Origin of the sequence: Sphingobium limneticum (assembly GCF_008710155.1) — a bacterium.
GTDB lineage: Bacteria > Pseudomonadota > Alphaproteobacteria > Sphingomonadales > Sphingomonadaceae > Sphingobium > Sphingobium limneticum.
In genome coordinates, this window is sequence record NZ_VYPZ01000002.1 from 447,096 (window position 1) to 454,008 (window position 6,913).

General features: G+C 64.9%; 4 protein-coding genes. 3 read left to right on the forward strand and 1 reads right to left on the reverse strand.

Annotation, left to right across the window (positions count from 1 at the left end; all coding sequences use genetic code 11):
• Window positions 1–47: 47 nt before the first annotated feature.
• Window positions 48–1,328, reverse strand: a complete 1,281-nt coding sequence (locus tag F4U94_RS04695; protein ID WP_120251645.1) for an N-acetylmuramoyl-L-alanine amidase — start codon at window positions 1,326–1,328, stop codon at window positions 48–50.
• Between the two features lie 535 nt (window positions 1,329–1,863).
• Between F4U94_RS04695 and F4U94_RS04700 the strand changes: the two genes are divergently transcribed.
• From F4U94_RS04700 to F4U94_RS04710, 3 genes are all read left to right on the forward strand, one after another.
• Window positions 1,864–4,596, forward strand: coding sequence for an Rne/Rng family ribonuclease (locus F4U94_RS04700; RefSeq protein WP_232015778.1), 2,733 nt, complete (start codon window positions 1,864–1,866; stop codon window positions 4,594–4,596).
• A 140-nt stretch (window positions 4,597–4,736) separates the two neighbouring features.
• A complete protein-coding gene (locus F4U94_RS04705; RefSeq protein WP_120251643.1) occupies window positions 4,737–6,086 on the forward strand; it encodes a M48 family metalloprotease in 1,350 nt (449 codons plus the stop codon).
• Between the two features lie 2 nt (window positions 6,087–6,088).
• Window positions 6,089–6,853 (forward strand): DsbA family protein, encoded by a 765-nt coding sequence (locus F4U94_RS04710; protein WP_172598808.1) that lies wholly within the window; start codon window positions 6,089–6,091, stop codon window positions 6,851–6,853.
• The last annotated feature ends 60 nt before the right edge of the window (window positions 6,854–6,913 follow it).

Consider the following 6,913-nt stretch of genomic DNA (forward strand, 5'->3'; position numbering starts at 1 on the left):
GACCCCGGCCTGCGCCGGGGAACAATTCGCACCCATGCCTGTCTCTATTATCCGCCCGCCGTGCCGTCGCGCATCGCCAGCTTGCGGGCGAAATGCACCTCGATCGCGCGGGCGACGCCGCGGGCGATCTTGCCCTGCCCTTCGCGTGAGGCGAGGAAGGCGCTGTCGGCTTCGTTGCTGATATAGCCGGTTTCGAACAGGATCGACGGCGTATCCGGTGCCTTCAGCACCATCAGCGATGCGAAGCGGTGATAGGCGCTACGGAAGGGCACATAGGGCGCGGCCTCCCGCTGGAGCAGGCGCGCGAAACTAGCCGAGATATTCATCGATTCGCGCTGCGTCAGGTCGATCAGGATGGAGGAGACGTCGCCCGACTGGCCACCAAGGTTCACGCCGTTGATGATATCGGCCTTATTCTCCCGCGCCGCCAGCCGCGCCGCTTCGCGGTCGGACGCGGTTTCGGACAGGGTGTAGACGGTGGCGCCATGCGCTTCGGTATTTTCCGCCGCGTCGGCATGGATGGAAATGAACAGGTCCGCGCCCAGCTTGCGCGCGATGCCATAGCGTTCCTGAAGCACGAGGAATTTGTCGTCGTCGCGGGTCAGCGCCACGCGCACCCGGCCGGATTTGACCAGCTGGTCGCGAATCGCCTGAGCGATGGCCAGCGTGACATCCTTTTCCCGCTTGCCATTTTCCTTGTTGATGGCGCCCGGATCATGGCCGCCATGGCCCGCATCGATCACCACCAGCGGCCGGGCGCCGTCATGCGCGCCCTCCACCGCCGGCAGCGCCACGCCGCGCGCGGCGGTCGGAATCGGCACGGTGATGGAATGGATGCGCTTTTGCGGGCGGGCGGCCATGTCGACCGGCCCGTCGAACCGGGTGCGCCCCTTGCCCACTTCGCTGCGGAAACGCGTGTCGCTGACGCCCTGGAGCGAGAAGCTGAGCGATTTGCCGTCCGGCGCCATTTGCAGATTGCCGAGCGTCGCGGGCGCCGACAGATCCAGCACCACACGCGCCGTGCCGTTGCTCAACTGACCCTGACGCACCGAGGCGATATTGCCCCTGCCCGGCGCAAACTGGAAACGGCCCATCTGTGCGCCGTCGATATCGAGCGCGATGCGGCGCGGCGCGTCCAGCAGGAACGCCGATGCGCCATCCACCCGGCCATCGAATCGCACGACGACATCATCGTCCCGCACATCGACGCCGGCGATGCCGCCCGCGCTTCCGGGTGCCGCCGCAATGATCATGCCTGCCAGGGCAAGGCTCTGGAACATGCGCTGCTTGTGCAACGCACGGCCTTTGGCCGTCCAGCCAATTTTCATGACGATGTTCCGTCTTGAGCGTCCCCACGCTGAATTCCGGATTAAGCATCAGCGGTGTGAGTCGCGTAAAATGAGACGGTTAACGACCGCTTCAGTATGAAAAGTCGGCGTCGCGACAACGCGGCGCCAAATGTGGCAGTCGCGTCACAATATTTCAGGCAGGCGTTGCTCCATGGATGTTTGACTGCTACCCATTCATATTCCTGACAGGTCCGCCCTTAACAGAGGGCCTTTTGGGGCAATGAGATAAGCATCGGCGGTCGCGGGATCGCACCCCCGTCGATGACATGAACAGGTTGACGCTGCATGAGGCAAGATTTCCATTCCACGCTGACCCCGGCAACGGGCGTAGCGGCGTGGATGGAGCGGCCCGGCGACTTGTCCGGCCCTGCCGACGCAGCAGACGCGCAGTTTTCCTTTGAAACCTGGACGACACCGACATCCGCGCCCTTCACGGCGCGCGCCCGGCCGTCCCTTCACTATCGCGTGGCGTCGCGGCCCAGCGTCGCGACCCGTCCACGCCGGAGACTTATAAATGACAATGCGTATGCTGATCGACGCGCGCCACCGGGAAGAGACCCGGGTTGCGGTCGTCAAGGGTAACCGGATCGAGGAGTTCGACTTCGAATCCGCTGAGCACAAGCAGCTCAAGGGCAATATCTATCTGGCCAAGGTCACCCGCGTGGAGCCATCGCTCCAGGCGGCTTTCGTCGATTATGGCGGCAACCGCCACGGCTTCCTGGCCTTCAGCGAAATCCACCCGGATTATTACCAGATCCCGCGTGAAGACCGCGAAGCGCTGCTGCGCGAAGAGCGCGCCCATGCGGAAGAAGAAGCCGCACTGCGCGCCGATTATGACGATGAAGACGATGATCATGATCATCACGATCATGTCGCGCCCGAAGGCGGCGTCGAATATGTCGAGGCCAGCCATCATCATGACGATGAGGAAGAAGGCGAGCAGGCCGAAAGCGGCGAAACCAGCGAAGCGAGCGCCGATCGTGGCGGCCGTCGCGGCGGTGGACGCGGGCGTGGCCGGGGTGGCGACGATGCCGCCGACGAACTGCGCCGCAAGCGCATGGCCCTGCGCCGCCGCTACAAGATCCAGGACGTCATCAAGCGCCGCCAGGTGCTGCTGGTCCAGGTCGTCAAGGAAGAGCGCGGCAACAAGGGTGCGGCGCTGACCACCTATTTGTCGCTGGCCGGTCGCTATTGCGTGCTGATGCCCAACACCAGCCATGGCGGCGGCATTTCGCGCAAGATTTCGAACGCCGCCGACCGCAAGCGGTTGAAGACGATCATCGCCGAAATGGCGCTGCCTTCGTCGATGGGCTGCATCGTGCGCACCGCCGGCCTCCAGCGCACCAAGCCGGAGATCAAGCGCGACTTCGACTATCTCGCCCGCCTGTGGGACGAGATTCGCGAAAAGACGCTGAGCGCCGCCGCGCCCGAGCTGATCCACAATGACAGCGACCTCATCAAGCGGGCGATCCGCGATATCTATAACAAGGATATCGAGGAAGTGATCGTCGAGGGCGAGCATGGGTACAAGGCCGCCAAGGACTTCATGCGCCTGCTGATGCCCAGCCACGCGCGCCGGGTGAAGCAATATGCCGATCCGGTGTCGCTGTTCCAGCGCGCCAGCGTCGAAGAGCAGCTGGCGGCGATGTACAATCCTGTCGTGCAGCTGAAGTCCGGCGGCTATCTGGTCATCAACCCGACCGAAGCCCTGGTGTCGATCGACATCAACTCGGGCCGTTCAACCCGCGAACATGGCATCGAACAGACTGCCGTCGCGACCAACCTGGAAGCCGCGCGCGAAATCGCGCGTCAGCTGCGCCTGCGCGACATGGCGGGCCTGGTCGTCATCGACTTCATCGACATGGAGGTGAACTCCAACATCCGTAAGGTCGAGAAGGCAATGAAGGAGGCGCTGAAGGACGATCGCGCCCGGATTCAGGTCGGCCGTATTTCGGGCTTCGGCCTCATGGAAATGAGCCGCCAGCGCCTGCGCACCGGTGTTCTCGAAGCATCGACCCGCCAGTGTCCGCATTGCGAAGGCACCGGCCTCGTCCGCACCGCATCGTCGGCGGGCCTGGGCGCGCTGCGCATGCTGGAGGAAGAAGCGGCCCGTGGTCGCGGTAGCCTCATCACCCTGCGCGCCAGCCAGGAAGCGGCCTTCTACGTCCTCAACAACAAGCGCGCCGAACTGGACGAGATCGAACAGCGCTATGGCGTGCGGATCGAAGTCCTGCCCGACGGCGAGGTCGAGGGCGCCCGCATGTCGGTGGAGGCCAGCGGCCCCCGCCCCGAGCGCGTCGTGACCTATGCGCCGCTGCCCGAAGAGGATGACGATTTCGACGTCATCGAGGAGGAAGAAGAGGAAGAGGTCGAAGAGGCCGAAGCCGAAGCTGAGTCCGACCGTGAGGAACGTGGCCAGCGCGGCGAGCGTGGTGACGAGGATCGTGACGGTGGCCGCCGTCGCCGTCGCCGTCGTCGCCGTCGTGGCGGTCAGCGCGACGAACAGCATGGCGAAGGCGGCGAGGAAGGCTCCGAGCAGGCCGATGGCGAAGCCGAAGATGCCGAGCCGGCCGAGGAGGGTGCGGAAACACCTGTCGAAACCGCTGCCGCTGGTGACGAGGAAGAAGGCGGCGCTCGCCGTCGCGGTCGTCGCGGTCGTCGTGGTGGCCGTCGCCGTCGCGAAGGTGGCGATGATGCCGTGTCGACCGAGGCGGACGCCGCTGAGGCCGAATCGGTGGACGCCGAGCCGGTCGCGGAAGCCGCAGCCGAGCCTGTCGTCGAGGTCGCACCCGAAGCCCCGGCCGAGGAAGCACCCAAGACCCGTCGTCGTCCCCGCGCGCGCAAGAAGGTAGAGACTGAAGCCGTTGTGGCCGAAGTCGAAGCTCCGGCCGCGCCGGTCGAAGCCCCGGTTGACGTCGTCGCCGAGGAAGCGCCGGCCAAGCCCAAGCGCACCCGTCGCAAGAAGGCCGACGTCGTTGCTGCCGAAGCGGAAGCTCCCGTAGTCGAGGCTGCACCCGCTGCCCCGGTCGCGGCAGAAGCCGCCGCCGAGGAAGCCCCGGCCAAGCCCAAGCGTACCCGCCGCAAGAAGGTGGTCGCTGCTGAGGTCGAGGCAGAAGCCGCGCCCGAAGCCGTAGTGGACGCCGCCCCGGACGTGCCCGTCGCCGAAAATGCCGATGCCGGCGAAGAGGGCGAAGGCGAAAATGGCGAACCGCGCCGTGGCTGGTGGCAGCGCACCTTCGGCCAGTAAGCCCGGACACTCGATGTGATGAACAAGCGCCGCTGCTCTTCCGGTCCCGACCGGTGCGCAGCGGCGCTTTTCATATGGGTTGCGGCCCATCCCCCGTCTTCACCGCCGGTTCAGGGCGGACATGGCATCGGCGCCCGTCCATGATGCGCCTGTTTCAATTCTTCGCCGTCCTGCTGGCATCGCTCGCGCTGATGGCGCGGCCGGCCATGGCGCAATCCATCCTGCGCGACGCCGAAACCGAATCCTTCATGGCCGATATGTCGGGTCCGCTGGTCAAGGCGGCCGGCATGGAGCCGAAAAACGTCCAAGTGATGGTGATCAACGACCCGGAGATCAACGCCTTCGTCGCGGGCGGCCAATATGTCTGGGTGCATAGCGGGCTGATCGCCCAGGCCGACAATGTGAACCAGTTGCAGGGCGTGGTGGCGCACGAACTGGGCCATATCGAGGGCGGCCATATCATCCGGTCGGGCGAAGGCATCAAGGAAGCCACCAGCGTCACCATATTGAGCCTGGTGCTGGGCGCGGCGGCGATCGCGGCGGGCGGCGCGGAAGCGGGCATGGGCCTGATGGGCTTGGGCCAGCAGGCGGCGATGACCAAATATCTCGCCTTTTCGCGCGGGCAGGAAAGCTCCGCCGATCTGGCCGGCGCGCGCTATTTGTCGCAGGCGGGGCTGAGCGGCAAGGGCAGCCTGGAATTTTTCAAGAAGCTGCAAAATCAGGAATATCGTCTCGCGATCCCGCAGGACAATAGTTATGGCCGCACCCATCCGCTGTCGGGCGAGCGCATCAATGTGCTGCGCGAAGTCTATACCGTCGATCCGGCCTGGGAGCGGCCGCCCGACAAGGCGCTGGAGGCGCGGTTCGAGCGGATCAAGGCGAAGCTGATCGGCTTCGTGTACGAACCGACCCAGACATTGCAGAAATATCCCGAAAGCGACCAGTCGATGCCCGCCCATTATGCCAGGGCCTATGCCTGGCATAAGAGCGCCTATCCGCAAAAGGCGCTGGAGGAGGCCGACGCCCTGCTCGCGGCCGCGCCGCATGACCCCTATTTCCTGGAACTCAAGGGCCAGATATTGCTGGAAAGCGGCCGGCCAAAGGATGCCGTCGCGCCGCTGCGCGAAGCGGTGAAGATCACCAACCAGCCCCTTATTTCCGTACTGCTCTCCCACGCGCTGATCGCGACCGAAGATGAGAGCAATTTTGCCGAGGCCGAGCAGGTGTTGCGCCTGGCCGTGCAGCGCGACCGGGAAAATCCCTTTGCCTGGTATCAACTGGGCGTCGTCTACGAACGGCGCGGCGATACGCCCCGCGCCGCACTGGCGACCGCGGAGCGCTATGCCATGATGGGCCAGCATCCCATGGCGTTGCGCAGCGCGGACGCCGCGATGCAGGGTTTGCAGGCCGGCACGGTTGACTATCTGCGGGCGCAGGATATCGCGATGACCTCCCGCGCCGCGATCGAACAGCAGCGCAAGAAAAGATAGATATGACAGATCAGACCCGGCCCAGCTTTCGCGCGGCCCTTTCCAACAGGACCATACAGATGACCCTTGGCGCCCTCGCCCTGACCGCCATTGCCGGCGTCGCACTGGCCGCGCAGGCCCCCGCCAGCGTCAATACCAATGACAAGGCAGCGATCGAGAAGATCGTGCATGACTATATTCTCGAGCATCCAGAGATCATCCCGCAGGCGGTGGAGAAGCTGCAGGCCAAGCGCATGTCGGGCACGATCGACGCCAGCCGCAGCACGCTAGAAACCCCCTATGCGGGCGCCTGGGAAGGCGCGGCCAATGCCGACGTCACCGTGGTCGAATTTTTCGACTATGCCTGCGGCTATTGTCGCGCGTCCTTGCCCGATCTGGCCAAGCTGGTCGCTTCGGACGCGAAGGTGAAGGTCGTCTATCGCGAACTGCCGATCCTGTCGGAAGCCAGCAGCGATGCGGCCAAGGTGTCGCTGCTCGCCGCCGAGCGTGGCCAATATATGCCCTATCACCGGGCGCTCTACGGCGCGGGCAAGGTATCGCGCGAAACGATCCTGGCCGCCGCCGCCAAGGCGGGCCTGACCAAGTCGGAAGCCGAATCGGCGATCGCATCCAGCAAATATGATGCGGAGATCCAGTCCAACATCGCGCTTGCCCAGAAATTGCAGGCCAGCGGCACGCCGACCTTCGTGATCGGCGGTCAGGTGCTGAACGGCGCGGTGGGCTATGACGCGCTTAAGGCCGGCGTCGCGAGCGCGCGGGGGAAATAAATAAAGCGCCGTTCGGTTCGAGCTTGTCGAGAACCCTTGCGCAAGGGTTCTCGACAAGCT